The sequence below is a fragment of the Pseudomonas sp. ASL9 genome, from assembly GCF_056680335.1.
In genome coordinates this window covers 2,710,566-2,725,005 of the sequence record NZ_CM155277.1, presented here as the reverse complement: position 1 = coordinate 2,725,005, position 14,440 = coordinate 2,710,566, and the positions used below count along the sequence as shown (strand labels likewise).

Here is a 14,440-nt window from a genome sequence, read left to right as displayed (position 1 = left end):
GAACTTAGCGTCGGCGGGCGCGGGGGTGTTAGGATACGGGGCCGTTTGACCGGCGGCCACGGTTAGAACTGTAACGTGAACTATCGGTTCTGCTCTGACGTGGTCGAAACGGATTGAAATGACGTTTGTGTACCGGTAAATACCTACAATTTCTGGGCCGCGGATGAACAAGCCGGGTCAAAAGCAGTCTGTTTCGCATTGACAGATTTTTTCAGAGGCGCCGCTCTGGCGCGTCGCTACCTTGAGATAGCCGTCCTCCATGTTTGGTTCCAACGACGACAAGAAGACCCCAGCTCCGGCTGTAGAGAAAAAAGGCCTGTTCGGATGGCTGCGCAAGAAGCCGCAGGAAACCGTTGCCGAGCCGCCACAAAACTTATCCACAGCAGCGCCCGAGGTGGTCATCGACCCTGCTCCGGCAGCTGTTGAGCCATCATTCGTGCCGCAATTGGCACCAGAGCCTCGGCCTGAGACAGTGGCCGCGTCTGTGCCCCAGCCAGCCTTTGAGTCATCGCCGTTGGTCAGTCCGGTGTCCGAGCCTTGGCTGATCTTGCCGGTGGCCGAAGAGTCCGTGGCGCTGATCGATGAGCTCGAACTACACGTTACGCCGACGATCCCCGTGCTCAGCGCGCCGATCATGCCGCCGGCACCTGCCGAGCTGCCGCCTATTGTCGTGCCTGTAGCGGTTGTTGTGGCTGAGCCGGTTGTAGTCCCTGAGCCAATGGCCGCGCCGGCACCCGTTTTAGTGCCTGCATCCCAGCCGGTCGCGCCAGTGGTTCCAGTGGTTGAAGTCGCTCCCGCTCCGGTCAGCCCCGCGCCGACAGAAGCCAGTAAAGCCGGCTTCTTCGCTCGTCTCAAGCAAGGCCTGTCGAAAACCAGCGCCAGCCTGGGCGAGGGTATGGCGAGTCTGTTTCTTGGCAAAAAGGCCATCGACGATGACCTGCTCGAAGAAATAGAAACCCGACTGCTGACGGCCGATGTAGGCGTCGAAGCAACGTCGGTGATCATCCAGAGCCTGACTCAGAAGGTCGCGCGCAAGCAGTTGACCGACAGCGATGCACTCTATAAGTCGTTGCAGGCGGAACTGGCGGCTATGCTCAAGCCGGTCGAACAGCCATTGGTCATCACGGCACAGCACAAGCCGTTCGTGATTCTGGTGGTGGGCGTCAACGGCGCAGGCAAAACGACGACCATCGGCAAGCTGGCGAAGAAGCTGCAACTCGAAGGTAAAAAGGTCATGCTCGCGGCGGGCGACACCTTCCGTGCGGCGGCGGTGGAGCAGTTACAGGTCTGGGGTGAGCGCAATCACATTCCGGTCATCGCCCAACATACCGGTGCAGATTCGGCTTCGGTAATCTTTGATGCGGTACAGGCGGCCAAGGCGCGTGGTATCGATGTGCTGATCGCGGACACCGCCGGTCGGTTGCACACCAAAGACAACCTGATGGAAGAACTGAAAAAAGTTCGCCGGGTCATTGGCAAGCTCGATGCCGACGCGCCGCACGAAGTGCTGTTGGTGCTGGACGCGGGCACGGGGCAGAACGCAATCAATCAGACCAAGCAGTTCAATCAGACCGTGACCCTGACCGGTCTGGCCCTGACCAAGCTCGACGGTACTGCCAAAGGCGGCGTGATCTTCGCCCTGGCCAAGCAGTTTGGCCTGCCGATCCGTTATATCGGCGTGGGTGAAGGCATCGATGATTTGCGTACCTTTGAAGCAGAACCCTTTGTTCAAGCTCTGTTCGCCGAGCGGGAGCGCACATGATTCGTTTCGAACAGGTTGGTAAACGCTATCCGAACGGACACGTCGGCTTGCATGAGCTGAGCTTTCGAGTGCGTCGTGGTGAGTTTTTGTTTGTCACTGGCCACTCCGGCGCCGGTAAAAGCACGCTGTTGCGGCTGCTGCTGGCCATGGAGCGACCGACCACTGGCAAATTGTTGTTGGCCGGTCAGGATCTGGGACAGATCAGTACCTCGCAAATCCCGTTCCTGCGGCGCCAGATAGGCGTGGTGTTCCAGAATCACCAGTTGCTGTTCGATCGCACGGTATTCAACAACATCGCCTTGCCCCTGCAAATCCTCGGGTTGTCCAAGGCGGAAATCACCAAGCGCGTCGACTCGGCCCTGGAACGCGTGGCGCTCTCGGACAAGACCGATCTGTACCCGGGTGACTTGTCCACAGGCCAGCAACAGCGTGTGGGCATCGCTCGGGCCATCGTCCACCGTCCGGCGTTACTGCTGGCGGATGAACCGACCGGTAACCTCGACCCACGTCTGGCAGCGGAAATCATGGGTGTGTTCGAAGACATCAACCGTTTGGGCACCAGCGTGCTGATCGCCAGCCATGACCTGGCGCTGATTGCGCGCATGCGCCATCGCATGCTGACCTTGCAACGCGGCCGCTTGATCGGCGACGGGGAGGCTGTATGAGCGCCACCCGTAGCCCCAAAGTCTCGGAGCGCGTCGCGCCCAAAGCCGCCGAGCCGACGCCGCAGAAAAAGAAAAAGCCACGGGACGACGATGACGGCCCGGATTTCAGCACCTTGCTGAATGCTTGGCTGGAAGCCCATCGCTCCAGCGTATTCGACAGCTTGCGTCGTTTGGGCAAACAACCCATTGGCAGCTTTTTCACCTGTCTGGTGATGGCCATCGCCTTGAGCTTGCCCATGGGCCTGTCGTTGTTGCTGAACAACGTCGAGCGTTTGGGCGGTTCGTGGCAGCGTGCGGCGCAGATTTCGCTTTACCTGGAGTTGGACGCCAGCGCCACCGAGGGCGACGCTCTGCGTGAGCAGATCAAGCAGATGCCCGGCGTGGCAGATGCCGAATACATCAGCAAAAATCAGGCTCTGGCAGAGTTTCAGCAGCAATCCGGGCTCGGCGACGCGTTAAAGGAGCTGCCGCAGAACCCACTTCCAGGCGTTGTGCTGGTGACACCGAATGAAGTGGACAAGCCTGCCCTGGAAGCCTTGCGCATGCGTCTGGCAGAGCTGCCTAAGGTGCAACTGGCTCAGCTCGATCTGGTATGGGTCGAACGTCTGGCTGCGATCCTCAAGCTGGGTGACCGTTTTGTCTTCGGCCTGACCGTCCTGCTGGTGCTGGCGTTGCTGCTGGTAATTGGTAACACGATACGTCTGCACATCGAGAACCGTCGCACCGAGATTGAAGTGATCAAACTGGTGGGCGGCACTGATGCTTATGTGCGCAGGCCTTTTCTGTATATGGGCGCCCTGTATGGCCTGGGGGCCGGTTTTCTGTCCTGGGGCGTGCTCGCCTTTGGTCTGGACTGGCTCAACGATGCGGTGGTTGAGCTGGCTGGCTTGTACGGGAGCGACTTCTCGTTGGCTGGCGTGCCGCTTGCCGACGGTCTTTCGCTCTTGCTTGGAGCGGTCTTGTTAGGGTATATCGGTGCTTGGATTGCGGTCGCACGCCACTTGAGAGAGCTGGCACCTCGTTAAAATCAATTTTTTCCATTGGCACTTTCAGCGGTTTAGGGAACTTGTCTATCGGTTTCCGGTCAATTTCGCAGTGCTGAACTGCACGAGTCATGTGAGTCGGAGGTTTTTGTCGTATGACCACTTCTTTGCAACCTGTTTATGCATTAGCCCCAGGCGCAAACCTGGAGGCCTATGTGCACACGGTCAACAGCATTCCTTTGCTGACGCCCGAGCAGGAGCGTGAACTGGCCGAGAGTCTCTATTATGAGCAGGATCTAGGGGCGGCTCGGCAGATGGTGCTCGCCCACCTGCGTTTTGTTGTGCATATCGCACGCAGCTATTCCGGTTATGGCCTCGCACAGGCTGACCTGATTCAGGAAGGTAACGTTGGCCTGATGAAAGCCGTCAAACGCTTCAACCCGGAAATGGGTGTGCGTCTGGTGTCGTTCGCTGTGCACTGGATCAAAGCTGAAATTCACGAATTCATTCTGCGCAACTGGCGCATCGTCAAAGTCGCCACGACCAAGGCGCAGCGCAAACTGTTCTTCAACCTGCGCAGCCAGAAAAAACGTCTGGCCTGGCTGAACAATGAAGAAGTTCATCGTGTGGCGGAAAGCCTCGGCGTAGAGCCGCGCGAAGTGCGTGAAATGGAAAGCCGGCTGACCGGCCATGACATGGCGTTTGATCCGGCTGCCGAAGCGGATGACGACAGTGCCTTCCAGTCGCCCGCCAATTATCTGGAAGACCACCGTTACGACCCGGCCCGTCAGTTGGAAGATTCCGACTGGACCGATAACTCCACTGCCAATCTGCACCAGGCGCTGGATGTCCTCGACGAGCGTAGCCGCGACATTCTCTATCAGCGCTGGTTATCTGAAGAGAAAGCCACGTTGCACGACCTGGCGCAGAAGTACAACGTCTCCGCCGAGCGTATTCGTCAGCTTGAAAAAAGCGCGATGAACAAGCTGAAATTGTCGATCGCCGCTTAAAAAAAACGCCCCGATGATCGGGGCGTTTTTCATTGTGTCAGGTGAACCGCGTCAGGCCATTCGATCCAGCTGTGGGAGCAGGCTTGCCTGCGAAGAGGCCAGTCCAGACACCAACGATCCTGAATCAAAACTTCCGGCTATGGTTCAACCCCACCAGGTACTCATCCCCACCCAACTGACGCATCTGCTGGCGAATCCAGCCGGCACGGCGCGCCACATAGCTGCTGGGATGGCTGGCGCTCCATTGGCGAGGGTTGGGCAGCACGGCCGCCAGGTAGCTGGCCTGCTGCGTCGAGAGCCCGCCCGCGCTCACACCGAAGTGATGCCGCGCTGCCGCTTCGGCACCGAACACGCCGTCGTCCCACTCGGCGCTGTTGAGGTACACCTCAAGAATCCGCTGCTTGGACCAAAACACCTCGATCAAACCGGTAAACCAGACTTCCAGCCCTTTGCGCACCCAGCTGCGGCCAGACCACAAGAACAGGTTCTTGGACACCTGTTGGCTTAGCGTACTGGCGCCGCGTACCGAACCGCCAAGCTCGTTATGGGCCAGAGCTGCCTGAATAGCGTCGACATCAAAACCCCAATGCTCGGCGAATTTCTGGTCTTCACCCGCGATCACCGCGACTTTTAGATCGTTGGAGATTTTATCCCAAGGCTGCCAAGTGCGTTGCAGGTCGATAGGCTGGCCTTCCGTCCAGGATTCGATCTTGCGCTCGACCATCAGCGCGGTGCCTGGTGGCGGCACCCAACGAAAGATCAACACCAGCACAACGCTGGCCGCTGCGAACCAGAACAGGGCTTTGAGGACACGGTTGAAGAGGAAACGCAGCATAAGAGATGGCTTGGCCGGAGCAGTCGAGCGGGCCATTATACAGACCATGGGCAATTGAATGATCGTTGACTGGAGTTTGAAATGTTTCGTGGCTTCTTGATGCTGGCTGCTTTTTTTGGTTTTACCGGTGTAGGCCTCGGCGCATTTGCCGCTCATGGCCTGAAAAACCGCCTTAGCGCAGAGTATCTGGCTATTTTTCATACCGGCGTGATGTACCAACTGGTCCACACCCTGGCCCTGCTGGCCGTCGCCTTGCTCGCCGTGCAGATCCCTGGCCGTTTAATGACCTGGGCAGGTATCTCGTTTGTTATCGGCATTCTGTTGTTTTCCGGCAGCCTGTACCTGTTGACCCTGACCGGTGTCACCCAACTGGGGATCATCACCCCTTTCGGCGGGCTGGCGTTCCTGATTGGTTGGCTGATGCTGGGTCTGGCGGCATGGCGCCTGGGCGCGGCCTGACGCGTTACAGTTCTGACTCCAGGGTCCAACTTGAGACGAATGGCGTGGCTTTGCCTTGGTCATACGTACTGATCGGGCTAGAATGCTGACCCCTAAAAATGATGGCTGCTTATCGCATGCACATTCAGTTGAACGGTGACTCATTTGAACTGCCCGACGGTGAAACCGTCGCGGCGTTGCTGATCCGTCTGGACCTGACCGGGCGTCGAGTGGCGGTTGAACTCAACCTGGATATTGTTCCGCGCAGCCAGCACGTCTCCACGGCCCTGCGCGAAGGCGATCAGGTTGAAGTGGTGCACGCCATCGGTGGCGGCTAAGCCGCTTCGGTCGATCCCGTGGCCGGACAGTACTTCGATTCAAATCTGCAAGAACCTCAACCTTAAAGAGGATTTCCGATGAGCAACGTTCGCACCGACAAGCCTTTCATCCTGGCCGGTCGTACTTTCCAGTCGCGCCTGCTGGTCGGCACTGGCAAGTACCCGGATATGGAATCCACCCGCCTGGCCATCGAAGCCTCGGGCGCCGAGATTGTCACAGTCGCCGTGCGTCGGACCAACCTTGGGCAGAACCCGGGTGAGCCGAACCTGCTCGACATCCTGCCGCCGGATCGTTACACCATTCTGCCCAACACCGCCGGTTGTTTCGACGCCATCGAAGCCGTGCGCACCTGCCGCCTGGCCCGTGAGCTGCTCGACGGTAAAAATCTGGTCAAGCTGGAAGTACTGGCCGACCAGAAAACCCTGTTCCCCAATGTGATCGAAACCCTCAAGGCCGCTGAAATCCTGGTCAAAGATGGCTTCGACGTCATGGTCTACACCAGCGATGACCCGATTATTGCGCGCCAACTGGCAGAAATCGGTTGCATCGCGGTCATGCCGCTGGCGGGCCTGATCGGCACCGGTCTGGGTATCTGCAATCCCTACAACCTGCAGATCATCCTCGAAGAAGCCAAAGTGCCAGTTTTGGTCGATGCGGGAGTCGGTACTGCGTCCGACGCCACCATCGCGATGGAGCTGGGCTGTGAAGCGGTGCTGATGAACTCGGCCATTGCCCACGCGCAAAACCCGGTGATGATGGCTGAAGCCATGAAGCACGCGATTGTCGCCGGCCGTCTGGCGTACCTCGCCGGCCGTATGCCGAAGAAACTCTATGCCAGCGCCTCCTCGCCGCTGGATGGTCTGATCAAGTAAGAGCCCGTTGATGACTGATTCGCACGTTTCCAACCAAGAGCCGTCTGTTCCTGAAGAGGGCGAAGAGCGCCAGCACCGCCGCATCAAGAGTTTCGTGATGCGCGCCGGGCGTATGACCGAAGGCCAGCAGCGCGGCCTCGATCAAGGCCGGCCACTGTTCGTCCTGCCGCTGGCTGATGCGCCCGTGGACTTCGATCAGGTGTTCGGTCGCTCTGCGCCGCGGACCCTGGAAATCGGCTTTGGCATGGGCCATTCGCTGCTGGAAATGGCGGCTGCCTCGCCTGAGCACGATTTCATTGGCGTCGAAGTGCATTATCCGGGGGTCGGCGCGCTGCTCAACGGCATGCTGACCCAAGGGCTGAGCAACGTGCGCGTCTACGATTGCGATGCTATCGAAGTGCTTAACCGTTGCATCGCCGACAACAGCCTCGACCGTTTGATGCTGTTCTTCCCGGACCCGTGGCACAAAAGCCGTCACCATAAGCGCCGCATCGTCCAGCCGGAATTCGCCGAGTTGGTGCGCAGCAAGCTCAAGGTTGGCGGTATTCTGCACATGGCCACCGATTGGGAACCCTATGCCGAGTACATGCTGGAAGTGATGAGCGTCGCGCCGGGCTATCGCAATCAGGCCGAAGACGGCAAATGCGTGCCTCGTCCGACCGAACGCCCGATCACCAAGTTCGAACGCCGCGGTGAGCGGCTTGGGCATGGCGTGTGGGATTTGAAGTTCGAGAAGCTGGCCTGATACAGGCTTCAAGACTGACTGAAACTCTGTGCAGCCTGTGTGGGAGCGAATTCATTCGCGAAGGCGGTGTGTCAGGCACACCTCGTTAAGCCCTTCGCGAATGAATTCGCTCCCACAGAGTCTGCACGGAAACCCGGGTGACTTCAGTTCAGCGCCTATCCGCTACAACCCCGATCAAGATCAACACCACCAACAACACGGGCGCCAGGCTGTAGTTGTTGAACTGGCTCAGTCCGCGGATGACCCACGGGGTGGCATAGATCAGTGCAGCGCCGCTGCCGATTGTGCACAGCAGGGCCATGACCGGTATGCGCAAGGCACCCGCAAGGCCGCCGATGCGTCCTTCCAGCCAGCCTTTGATATCGGCGCCAAACAACACCAATAGACAGCCGACCAACGCCAGGGCGATTTCGGAAAGGTTGCTGCGGCTCCAGCGCGAGACGGTGGCGAGCAGGTCGAGTACAAGGTCCATGCAAAATCCTTAGATCAAAAAATAGTGCAGCAAGTCGTTAAGGAACAACTGACCCCGGGCGCTGGCGACCAGCCGTGTTGGGTCTGTGTCCAAAAGGCCGCGCTTTTCGGCCTGTTGCCGGGCGCTGGCCAGCGTGTCGAGGCTTAGACCTGTGCGCTGGCAAAATAGCTCCGCGTCGACTCCATTTGTCAGGCGCAAGGCATTCATCAGGAAATCAAAGGGCATTTCTTCGTTACTGATCAGCTTCTCGCCAGCCTTGAACGCCTTGTTTGGATTCAGGTAGTCCTTGGGCAAGCGCGTCTTCCAGGTGCGCACGATGCGCCCGTCTGGATGGCTGAGCTTGCCATGCGCGCCGGCACCGATGCCGATAAAATCGCCGAAGCCCCAATAATTGAGGTTATGCCGCGCGGGCCTGCCGGGTTGAGAGTAGGCCGATACTTCGTATTGCGCATAGCCGTGTTCGGCGAGCAGAAGTTGCCCCGCTTCTTGAATATCCCACAGGATATCGTCCTCTGGCAGGGTCGGCGGCTGATTCCAGAACACGGTGTTCGGTTCCAGCGTCAGTTGATACCACGACAGATGCGTCGGCGCTAACGCGATGGCTTGGCGCAAATCGCCCAGTGCGTCTTCCTGCGACTGGTCCGGTAAACCGTGCATCAAGTCCAGATTGAAGTTGTCAAAGCCAGCCTGGCGCGCCATGTCGGCTGCGCGAATCGCTTCGTCGCCATTGTGGATGCGGCCCAGCGCCTTGAGTTTCTCTTCTTGAAAACTCTGAATGCCAATCGACAGCCGATTGATGCCAAGTCCGCGATAAGCGCTGAATTTGGCTTGTTCAAAGGTGCCGGGGTTGGCCTCCAGGGTGATTTCGATGTCACTGGCAAAACGGATGCGCTGTTCCACGCCCTTGAGCAAGCGACCCAACGCCTCGGCGCTGAACAGGCTGGGCGTGCCACCGCCGAAGAAAATCGAGCTCAGCTCGCGGCCATAAACGTGCGGCAGGTCCTGATCAAGGTCCGCCAGCAGCGCATCGACGTATTCCTGCTCCGGCAAGACCGGGCTGGCTGTGTGCGAGTTGAAGTCGCAGTACGGGCATTTGCGCACGCACCACGGGATATGGATGTACAGCGCCAAGGGCGGCAGGTGTGGCAGGCCTGCCCTAGGGCTTTGTGCGGAAGGGTCGGCCGAGGAAAAACCGGTCTCACCCAGAAACAGCGGTTGTACGGGCGTGTCCGGTGTCATTGCAGGCTCAAGCGCTGACGCAGCAACACCATGGCGCGGGCGCGATGGCTAAGCTGGTTCTTTTCTACGGGGCTGAGTTCTGCACTCGAACAGTCGCGCTCGGGCACCCAGAACAGCGGATCGTAGCCAAAACCGTGTTCACCGCTTGCGGCGCTCAGAATGCGCCCGTGCCACAGTCCTTCGCAGAGGATCGGCAGCGGGTCATCGGCATGCCGCACCAGTGCCAGAACACAAACAAATTGCGCGCCACGCTGCTCTGGAGGCACATCTTTCAACACCTCCAGCAGTTTGGCGTTGTTCGCCGTGTCACCTTGGCCGTCGGCGTACCGGGCCGAGTAAATGCCTGGCGCCCCCCCCAAAAAGTCCACCGCCAGCCCGGAGTCGTCGGCCAGCGCCGGCAGCCCGGAAATCCGGGCGGCATTGCGTGCCTTGAGGATCGCGTTCTCGACGAATGACAGGCCAGTCTCTTCCGGCTCGACGCTGCTGAACTCACCGATGGAGCGCAGGTGCACGGAATCGCCAAGCATGGCCTGGAGTTCTTTCAGTTTGCCGGCGTTATGGCTGGCCAGTACAAGTTGCGTGAACGTCATCATTCGCCTGGGAAGAGTTCCTGGTTGAAGCTGAAGCTGTTGGTGTCGCCACCAGCTTGAACGTTAATGGTGAAGGTAAAGGTTTCTTGCTGGTCGATCGGGAATTGCGCGATGTAATACACCGCACCTTGATCGCTGATCTGCTTGAAGGTCAGGGTGTTCTCGCGGCCGGTCAGGTCTTTCACCGTGCCGGTGACGCTGGCTGCGCTGGGTTTATCGGCCTTGAGCACGGCGATGTTCATGACGCCCTGGTTCTTACTGCGGACAAGGCCGGTTGCTTTGGCAATGTCAGGTTGCAGATAACTGGACGTGAACGCGCTGTAATGCACCGTCGTATCGCCGAACACTTCTTTGCGGTCGGGCTTGGCGTAATCAGCTGCGATGGCCGGTATGGCCAGGCATAGAGCACATAGAAACAGAGCTAAGCGACGCATGATCTTCTCCTTGGGCAGTGATTCAAATCGCGATCTGGTGATCTTGCAGGCCAGGGCTGCTGACACGATAGATCCCGATCTCACCTAACAGATTAGGCCATAGCTTGCTGGCCCAGCCATGCCGATGTTGTTGATCGACGGCCAGCCGGTTGATGACCCGTGCTTCGCGGCCACGGCACAGCTCTTCGAAGTCGCCGAATGTACAGAAATGGATGTTCGGCGTGTTGTACCAGGTATACGGCAGAAAGTCGGAAACCGGCATCCGGCCCTTGCTGGCCAGGTACCAGCGACAGCGCCAGTGGCCAAAGTTAGGGAAGGTGATAATGCACTGACGACCGACCCGCAGCATCTCGTCGAGAATCCGGTCAGGGTAATGCACGGCTTGCAGGGCCTGCGTCATGACCACGACATCGAAGCTGTTGCTGGCGAAGTTGCCCAGGCCTTTGTCCAAATCCTGCTCAATGACGTTAACGCCCTTGGCGATGCAGTGAGCGATGTTGTCGGCGTCGTTTTCCAGGCCGTAACCCGTGACTTGCTTGTGATCGCGCAGCCAGGCAAGCAGTTCGCCATCGCCGCAGCCGAGGTCGAGCACCCGGCTGCCGGCGGGGATCCAGTCTTGGATGATTTCCAGGTCGGCTCTCATGGTGTCCTCACAATACAATTCGGTTCATGTAGCTGGTGAAGGCCTGCAAGTAGCGCGGGATCGGAATCAGAAAGGCGTCATGGCCTTGCGGCGCATCGATCTCCAGGTAGCAGACGTTCTTTTTCGCCGCCATCAGCGCATCCACCAGCTCCCGCGAGCGGGCCGGCGAGAAGCGCCAGTCGGTGGTGAAGGAAATCACACAAAAATGGGCCTTGGCCCCGGCGAAGGTCAACGCCAGGTTGTCGCCGTGATTGGCGGCCGGGTCGAAGTAGTCCAGAGCCTTGGTCATCAGCAGGTAGGTATTGGCATCGAAGCGGCCAGAGAACTCTTCGCCCTGATAGCGCAGATAGCTTTCGACTTGGAACTCGACGCTGTGGAAGTCATAGTTGAGCTTTTCGCTCTTCAGGCCCCGGCCGAATTTTTCGCCCATGGAGTCATCGGACAGGTACGTGATGTGCCCGACCATGCGCGCCAGCATCAGGCCGCGCTTGGGGATCACGCCGTATTCCTGGAAATCGCCGCCATGGAACTCCGGGTCGGACAGGATGGCCTGCCGCGCCACTTCGTTGAAGGCGATGTTCTGCGCCGACAGCTTGGGCGCCGAGGCGATCGCCAGGCAGTGGCGGACCCGATCCGGGTAGCTGATGGTCCACTGCAACGCCTGCATGCCGCCCAGGCTGCCACCGACCACGGCAGCCCATTGCTGGATGCCGAGGGTGTCGGCCAGGCGTGCCTGACTGTTGACCCAGTCTTCGACGGTCAGCACCGGAAAATCGGCGCCGAAAGGCTTGCCGGTCTCGGGGTTGATGCTGCTGGGGCCCGTCGAGCCATTGCAGCCGCCAAGGTTGTTCAGGCTGACGACAAAGAACTTGCTCGTATCGATAGGCTTGCCGGGACCGATACAGCTGTCCCACCAACCGGGCTTGCGCTCATCGGCACTGTGGAAACCTGCCGCGTGATGGTGCCCGGAAAGCGCATGGCAGATCAGCACGGCGTTGCTACCGGCGGCATTGAGCTGGCCGTAGGTTTCGTAAATCAGGTCGTAGGCAGGTAGCGAACGACCGCAGGCCAAGGCCAGCGGTTCGCTGAAGTGCACCCGTTGTGGCGTGACCAGACCGACAGAATCGTGGGGAAAGACCGTGGGCATCGACCCTGCTCTCGCATAAATGAGGCGTAAGTCTAAAGACCGCCGCCCCTAGCGGCAAGCAAACACCGGACCCGCCAGTGTCTGCCTGTGGCGGAGTAAGGCTTAGATCAGCAAACGCAGGGCTTCAGGCATGTGGGTCATGGCGGCGAGGTTGTTGATCACCAGCATGTCCAGCAGCTTGAGCACCATGAACGCGAGGATCGGCGAGATATCCAGGCCGCCGAGGTTTGGCAGGATCTTGCGGAATGGCGCCAGGGCGGGCTCGCAGATTTGATTGACCAGTTCTGCGCCAGGATTGTGGCTGCCCGGTGCGACCCAGGACAGGATCACACTGATGATCAACGCATAGAAGAAAATCTTCAGGAACAGTGAAGTGATTGCAATCACCGACCAAACCAGCAGAAGCAGCGGGTTGCTGACAGACCCCACCGCCAGCAGGAAGATCAGGGCGAATAACAAAAACTGCACGAGGATCGCCAGCACCAGCGAAGACATGTCTAGCCCGAACAGGCTTGGAATGATCCGCCGCAGCGGCTTGAGCAGCGGCTGGGTGGCGCGCACGGCGAATTGGCTCAGGGGGTTGTAGAAATCCGCACGAACCAGTTGCAGCACGAAGCGCAGCAGAATGATCAGCAGGTACAAGCTGCCGATGGTTTGCAGAACATAAATTGCAGCGGTGTTCAGTCCGATCATCGGTCTGCTCCTCAATGGCCTAAAAGATTACTGGCCCAGCTGTTCGGCCATCTCTGCCGAACGATGCGCGGCAGCAGTGAGTGCTGTTTCGACCAGGGCTTCGAAGCCACCAGCCTGGAAAGATTTGATGGCAGCTTCTGTGGTGCCCGCAGGGGAGGTTACGCGGCGGCGCAGCTCAGCAGCGTCAACATCGCTGCCAGTGGCCATTAGCGCGGCACCCAAGGCGGTCTGCAGTGTCAGTTGAGCGGCAGTCTCCCGTGGCAGGCCGAGTTTTTCGCCGGCGGCGGTCATGGCTTCGATCAACAGGAAGAAATACGCCGGGCCACTGCCGGACACTGCGGTGACTGCGTCCAGCTGCTTTTCATCGTCCAGCCACAGCGCGATACCGACGGCCGACAGCAGTTGCTCGGCCTGCTCGCGTTGTGCGCTGGAAACCCTTGCGGTGGCGTACAGGCCGCTGACGCCCTTGCGCAGCAATGCTGGCGTGTTGGGCATGCAACGCACGATCGGGTGTTCACCCAACCATGTGTTCATGCTAGCGCACGTGATACCGGCGGCAATGGACACAACCAGTTGATGAGGCTTGAGGCTCGGGCGCAATGCTACACATACGGCCTTCATCATTTGTGGCTTGACCGCGATCAGCACGACGTCCGCGCCTTCGATGGCCTGGGCGTTGTCGGCGAACAGCTCGATGCCATGCTCGGCGGCGACTTTGGCACGTTGCTTCTCGCCCGGATCGCTGGCACGAATCAGTGCCGCGTCCACCCCTTGGGCGCGCAGCCCGCCGATCAGGCTGGTGGCCATGTTTCCGGCACCGATAAAGGCAATACGAGTCTTGCTCATGACTGAGTTCCTGTTAGCAAAATGGGTTTATGGCTGGCCGTAATCGCGGGCACCAAAAAGAGCCGTTCCGATCCGGACCCACGTCGCGCCTTGCGCGATGGCGGCTTCCAGGTCGTGGCTCATGCCCATGGAGAGGGTGTCCAGTGGCAGGTTCAGGCTGTCTTGCAGGCTGCGCACCGCCGCAAAAGCAGCGTTTTGTTCGGCTGGGTCTTCGGTGGGTTCGGGAATCGCCATCAGCCCGCGTAACTTCAGGCGCGGCAAAGCGCTGATGGCGGCTGCCAAGGCGGGCAAGTCGGCGGGGGTGCAGCCAGATTTGCTCGCCTCGCCACTGACATTGACCTGAATGCAGATGTTGAGTGGCGGCAGCTCGGCGGGGCGTTGTTCGGACAGGCGTTGAGCGATTTTCAAACGATCCACTGAGTGCACCCAGGCAAAGTGCTCGGCGATAGCACGAGTCTTGTTTGACTGAATGGGGCCGATGAAATGCCAACACAAGGCCAGGTCGGTTAATTCGAGCTGTTTGCTCAAGGCCTCTTGCAGGTAGTTTTCGCCGAAGTCGCGCAGTCCGGCGGCAAACGCCTCGCGCAACGCAGTGGCAGGTTTGGTCTTGCTTACGGCCAGCAAGCCGATGGTCGATGGATCGCGTTGCGCCGCAAGGGCTGCTGCGCGAATTCGCTCATCAACTTGGGAAACGTTGTCTGCTATCGTGGACATTGATTTGCGCCAG

General features: G+C 59.3%; 18 protein-coding genes. 8 read left to right on the top strand and 10 right to left on the bottom strand.

The window, feature by feature from the left end:
* The first annotated feature begins 259 nt into the window (after positions 1-259).
* From ftsY to rpoH, 4 genes are all read left to right on the top strand, one after another.
* On the top strand, positions 260-1,762 hold the full coding sequence (ftsY, locus tag AC1ME2_RS12565; protein WP_480441558.1) for a signal recognition particle-docking protein FtsY: 1,503 nt from the start codon (positions 260-262) through the stop codon (positions 1,760-1,762).
* Complete coding sequence (ftsE, locus tag AC1ME2_RS12560) at positions 1,759-2,427, top strand: cell division ATP-binding protein FtsE (RefSeq protein WP_219062857.1); 669 nt, start codon at positions 1,759-1,761, stop codon at positions 2,425-2,427. Before ftsY ends, ftsE begins: the two co-directional genes overlap by 4 nt.
* The gene (gene ftsX / locus AC1ME2_RS12555) at positions 2,424-3,452 is read left to right on the top strand and encodes a permease-like cell division protein FtsX (protein ID WP_480441557.1); all 1,029 of its coding nucleotides are present in this window, start codon (positions 2,424-2,426) and stop codon (positions 3,450-3,452) included. The genes ftsE and ftsX overlap by 4 nt, the downstream gene beginning before the upstream one ends.
* A gap of 113 nt (positions 3,453-3,565) precedes the next feature.
* On the top strand, positions 3,566-4,420 hold the full coding sequence (gene rpoH, locus AC1ME2_RS12550) for an RNA polymerase sigma factor RpoH (RefSeq protein WP_480441556.1): 855 nt from the start codon (positions 3,566-3,568) through the stop codon (positions 4,418-4,420).
* A gap of 124 nt (positions 4,421-4,544) precedes the next feature.
* Here the strand turns inward: rpoH and mtgA are convergent, their stop codons facing one another.
* Positions 4,545-5,255 (bottom strand): monofunctional biosynthetic peptidoglycan transglycosylase, encoded by a 711-nt coding sequence (gene mtgA, locus AC1ME2_RS12545; RefSeq protein ID WP_480442122.1) that lies wholly within the window; start codon positions 5,253-5,255, stop codon positions 4,545-4,547.
* A gap of 81 nt (positions 5,256-5,336) precedes the next feature.
* Here mtgA and AC1ME2_RS12540 point away from each other — a divergent pair, with 81 nt between their 5' ends.
* The 4 genes from AC1ME2_RS12540 to trmB all read left to right on the top strand — a co-directional run bounded on the left by AC1ME2_RS12540 (position 5,337) and on the right by trmB (position 7,649).
* A complete protein-coding gene (locus tag AC1ME2_RS12540) occupies positions 5,337-5,714 on the top strand; it encodes a DUF423 domain-containing protein (protein WP_480441554.1) in 378 nt (125 codons plus the stop codon).
* A gap of 116 nt (positions 5,715-5,830) precedes the next feature.
* Positions 5,831-6,031 carry a sulfur carrier protein ThiS gene (gene thiS / locus AC1ME2_RS12535; protein WP_480441552.1) on the top strand — a complete coding sequence of 67 codons (201 nt, stop codon included), beginning with the start codon at positions 5,831-5,833 and terminating at the stop codon, positions 6,029-6,031.
* Between the two features lie 78 nt (positions 6,032-6,109).
* A complete protein-coding gene (locus tag AC1ME2_RS12530; RefSeq protein ID WP_480441550.1) occupies positions 6,110-6,904 on the top strand; it encodes a thiazole synthase in 795 nt (264 codons plus the stop codon).
* A gap of 97 nt (positions 6,905-7,001) precedes the next feature.
* Positions 7,002-7,649 carry a tRNA (guanosine(46)-N7)-methyltransferase TrmB gene (gene trmB / locus AC1ME2_RS12525; protein WP_480442120.1) on the top strand — a complete coding sequence of 216 codons (648 nt, stop codon included), beginning with the start codon at positions 7,002-7,004 and terminating at the stop codon, positions 7,647-7,649.
* A 148-nt stretch (positions 7,650-7,797) separates the two neighbouring features.
* On the opposite strand, the gene AC1ME2_RS12520 is transcribed toward trmB, so the two are convergent.
* From AC1ME2_RS12520 to AC1ME2_RS12480, 9 genes are all read right to left on the bottom strand, one after another.
* Positions 7,798-8,121, bottom strand: coding sequence for a DUF3392 domain-containing protein (locus tag AC1ME2_RS12520; protein ID WP_480441548.1), 324 nt, complete (start codon positions 8,119-8,121; stop codon positions 7,798-7,800).
* Positions 8,122-8,130: 9 nt separating this feature from the next.
* Complete coding sequence (gene hemW, locus AC1ME2_RS12515) at positions 8,131-9,360, bottom strand: radical SAM family heme chaperone HemW (protein WP_480441546.1); 1,230 nt, start codon at positions 9,358-9,360, stop codon at positions 8,131-8,133.
* Entirely contained in the window at positions 9,357-9,953 is a 597-nt protein-coding gene (gene rdgB, locus AC1ME2_RS12510) for an RdgB/HAM1 family non-canonical purine NTP pyrophosphatase (RefSeq protein ID WP_480441545.1), read from the bottom strand. The genes hemW and rdgB overlap by 4 nt, the downstream gene beginning before the upstream one ends.
* Positions 9,950-10,384, bottom strand: coding sequence for a DUF4426 domain-containing protein (locus tag AC1ME2_RS12505; protein WP_480441543.1), 435 nt, complete (start codon positions 10,382-10,384; stop codon positions 9,950-9,952). The genes rdgB and AC1ME2_RS12505 overlap by 4 nt, the downstream gene beginning before the upstream one ends.
* A gap of 22 nt (positions 10,385-10,406) precedes the next feature.
* Positions 10,407-11,027, bottom strand: coding sequence for a methionine biosynthesis protein MetW (gene metW, locus AC1ME2_RS12500; RefSeq protein ID WP_480441541.1), 621 nt, complete (start codon positions 11,025-11,027; stop codon positions 10,407-10,409).
* Between the two features lie 7 nt (positions 11,028-11,034).
* Positions 11,035-12,174 (bottom strand): homoserine O-succinyltransferase MetX, encoded by a 1,140-nt coding sequence (gene metX / locus AC1ME2_RS12495; protein WP_480441540.1) that lies wholly within the window; start codon positions 12,172-12,174, stop codon positions 11,035-11,037.
* A 102-nt stretch (positions 12,175-12,276) separates the two neighbouring features.
* Positions 12,277-12,867: a YggT family protein gene (locus AC1ME2_RS12490; RefSeq protein WP_480441538.1), complete on the bottom strand. Its 591-nt coding sequence runs from the start codon at positions 12,865-12,867 to the stop codon at positions 12,277-12,279.
* A gap of 27 nt (positions 12,868-12,894) precedes the next feature.
* The gene (proC, locus tag AC1ME2_RS12485; protein WP_480441536.1) at positions 12,895-13,713 is read right to left on the bottom strand and encodes a pyrroline-5-carboxylate reductase; all 819 of its coding nucleotides are present in this window, start codon (positions 13,711-13,713) and stop codon (positions 12,895-12,897) included.
* 27 nt (positions 13,714-13,740) lie between these two features.
* Positions 13,741-14,427, bottom strand: a complete 687-nt coding sequence (locus AC1ME2_RS12480; protein WP_480441535.1) for a YggS family pyridoxal phosphate-dependent enzyme — start codon at positions 14,425-14,427, stop codon at positions 13,741-13,743.
* Between the last annotated feature and the right edge of the window lie 13 nt (positions 14,428-14,440).